This window comes from Streptomyces bambusae (genome assembly GCF_019400985.1).
Classification (GTDB): Bacteria; Actinomycetota; Actinomycetes; order Streptomycetales; family Streptomycetaceae; genus Streptomyces; species Streptomyces bambusae_A.
Window position 1 is genome coordinate 1 of sequence record NZ_WTFF01000543.1, and the last position, 2,702, is coordinate 2,702.

Genomic DNA, 2,702 nt, shown 5'->3' on the forward strand with positions numbered 1-2,702 from the left:
CGCCGAGGCCCCGCAGCACGACGGCGCCCCGCAGCACGACGGCGCCCCACGGCACGACCGGACCCAGCGGCACGACGACGCCCGCGCCTACGGCCCGCCGCTCCTGGCTCGCGGTCCTGCGCGCCGACCCGGCCTTCGCGCGGCTGCTGCGCGGCGCCACCGTGCTGGTCGTGGCGACCGGGCTGCTGCTGGCCGGCTGCCCCTACTACGCCGAACACGTGCTGCACCGCCCCGGGATGACGGGGGTGCTGATCGCCGCGTTCGTCCTGCCCAACCTGTTCACGACGGGCCTGTGGCGGCGCCTCGGCGCCCGCCGCGGCCGCCGCCGCGCGCTCGTCCTGGCCTGCGGGCTCTTCGCCGGCGGCACCCTGCTGCTGGCCGCCGCGCCCGTGCTGCCGCTGTTCTGGGCCCCGGCCGTGCTGCTCGTGGTCGGCACCGGCCACGCCGGTCAGCTGCTGTTCCTCTACGGCATGCTGGCCGACGTCTCGGCCGCCGACGCCGCCCGCGCCGGGGAGAGCCGGGCCGGCTCCCTGTCGGGCCTGTTCAGCGCCGGCGAGGCACTGGGCCTGGCGGTGGGTCCGTTCCTGACGGGGCTGACCCTCCAGCTGTCCGGCTACACGTCCTCGGACACCGGCCAGGCCGCGGGCCAGACCGCCGGGGCCCAGTGGGGCGTCCTGCTCGCGATGTCCCTGCTCCCCGCCCTCGCGACGACGGCGGGCCTGACCCTCCTGCCCCGCCCCGAGAAGGCTACGGAGTACGGCAGGAGCGGGACCCGGGGCACCTTTCGAGGTCTGGACGCTGCTCCCGGACGATAGGGCGAAGCTGCGGCCCGCGATCCCTGGCGGAGCCGGGCTCAGGGGAGGGTGCCGAAGGGGCCGAGGACCTTGTGGTCGAGCCGCAGGGATTCGACCATGGTCCAGGCGTTGTCGAAGGTGAAGACGTCGGCGCCGCCGAGCCGGCTGGTCCAGGCCGGGGTGACGGCGTCGGCCGTGGTCCGGGTGAGGATGTCGAGGTACTCCTTGAACACGGCCCAGGGGTTGCCGGGGTACTTGGCGAAGAGGGGGCCCACGTTGACGAATTCGGTGATGGCCTTCCGGCCGTAGTGCTCCAGGTCGCGCAGGTACTCCTGCTGGATCTTGACGTCCTGCCGGGTACCCAGACGGGTCAGGTGCCCGCCGATGTAGGTCTTGAAGCCGAACTCCAGGATCTGGTCGTGCGCGTTGAGCCAGCCGGGGATGTTGGTGGACACGACGAGGTTCCTGAACGGGACCCAGCCGGGGTAGACGATGTCCACGACGTTCAGGACCCTCTGCCGCGGCGCGTAGACGAACAGGTTGTCCGGGGTGTGGTTGGGGCCCTTGTAGTGGAGCTCCAGGACCTGGTCGTCCACCTCCAGACGGTAGCTGCTGGAGACGGAGCGGTTCGGCATCGGCGGCCGGCTGGACTCGGGTACCTGGTTCAGCAGGTGGGTGGTCTGCTCGTGGGCGATGATCACCAGCTTCGGGAGGCTCGCGTCGCGGAGCTTGTCCGCCGCGCCGATGTGGTCCGCGTGGTAGTGGGAGTACACCAGGTGGCTGATACGGGCACCCGGTGCCACCTCCTCGATCGCGCGGAGGATGTTGCCCCCCAGCGTCGGGGGAGCGTCCACGACGATGACACGCTGCCCCTTGTGGTGGTGACGTTCGGTCACCAGGAACATGATCTGGTAGAAGCCGTCCGTCAGCCAGTACAGCCGCTCGCCGATCTCCTGGACCAGGTAGCCCTTCGCGGGGATCTGCGGACCGATCGCGGTGGGCGGAACGGGCGCGTACGCGCCCGGTGCGGCAGCGGCCGCAGCGGGGTTCGCGAGTACGGACTGCAGCGCGGGTACCGACGCTGCCATTGCCGAGTACTTCAGGAAGCTGCGACGGCCGGCCGGGTCGTGGGCGACGGGGGGAATGGGTTCCCCGCCAGGAGTTGTCGTCATGGCCTCTCCCAGAGGTGCGCGTCCGAAGCGACGGGTGTGGCAGCCCTCCTGCCGTCGGAACAGCCCACCGAAACCCGTAGCCGACGCAGACTGGAAGGGCGGGGCAAATCTAGGTGCTGCGCCGCGCTTCATCGATGAGCCACGCTGAGCCGGGTTTCCACCATGTGCAGCCCCGGCACCGGCTGCACCGCCCACTCGTCCGCCCGCAAGGTCAGGGCCGCGGTCTGTCGGTTCCGGATCCGCATACGCGGCCGGGGCAGGCTCAGCTCGGAGAAGCGCACCGGATGAGTGCCGCAGGTCACGTCAGGCGGGCCGGTGTCGCGGGGTCGGGGGTGAGCGGTACGGTCGAGCCGTCGCCGCGGACGAGGTCGACGCGGGACGCCTGTGCCGGGCCCCAGGCACCGTCCCCACCGGGGGCGGCTGCGGCGACCTCGCCGACCACCGCGGCGGCCCGCCCGTACGGGTGGGCGCGCAGCGCGGCCAGGACGGCGTCCACGGCGCCGGGGGCGACCAGCAGGCACAGGCAGCTGTCGCTGGAGGTGTGCAGCGGGTCGACCGCCATGGCCTCCAGGGCCATCCGGGCCTCGTACTGCACCGGCAGCGCCTCCTCCTCGACGCGCAGCGGGCGGCCCAGTTCGCGGGCGTAGGCGTGCAGTGCGGCGGCCAGTCCGCCGCGCCCGACGGTGCGGGCGGCGCGCACCCCGCCGGGGCCGGACACCCTGTCGTACGGGGCGCG

General features: G+C 72.9%; 3 protein-coding genes. 1 reads left to right on the plus strand and 2 read right to left on the minus strand.

The window, feature by feature from the left end; genetic code table 11:
* On the plus strand, window positions 1-815 hold an 815-nt coding region (locus GPJ59_RS35330), incomplete at its 5' end, for an MFS transporter (RefSeq protein ID WP_219672187.1).
* 38 nt (window positions 816-853) lie between these two features.
* Here the strand turns inward: GPJ59_RS35330 and GPJ59_RS35335 are convergent.
* Window positions 854-1,966 carry an MBL fold metallo-hydrolase gene (locus GPJ59_RS35335; protein ID WP_219672189.1) on the minus strand — a complete coding sequence of 371 codons (1,113 nt, stop codon included), beginning with the start codon at window positions 1,964-1,966 and terminating at the stop codon, window positions 854-856.
* A 298-nt stretch (window positions 1,967-2,264) separates the two neighbouring features.
* Window positions 2,265-2,702 (minus strand): AIR synthase-related protein (locus GPJ59_RS35340; protein ID WP_258025403.1); only part of this gene is annotated, 438 nt, incomplete at its 5' end.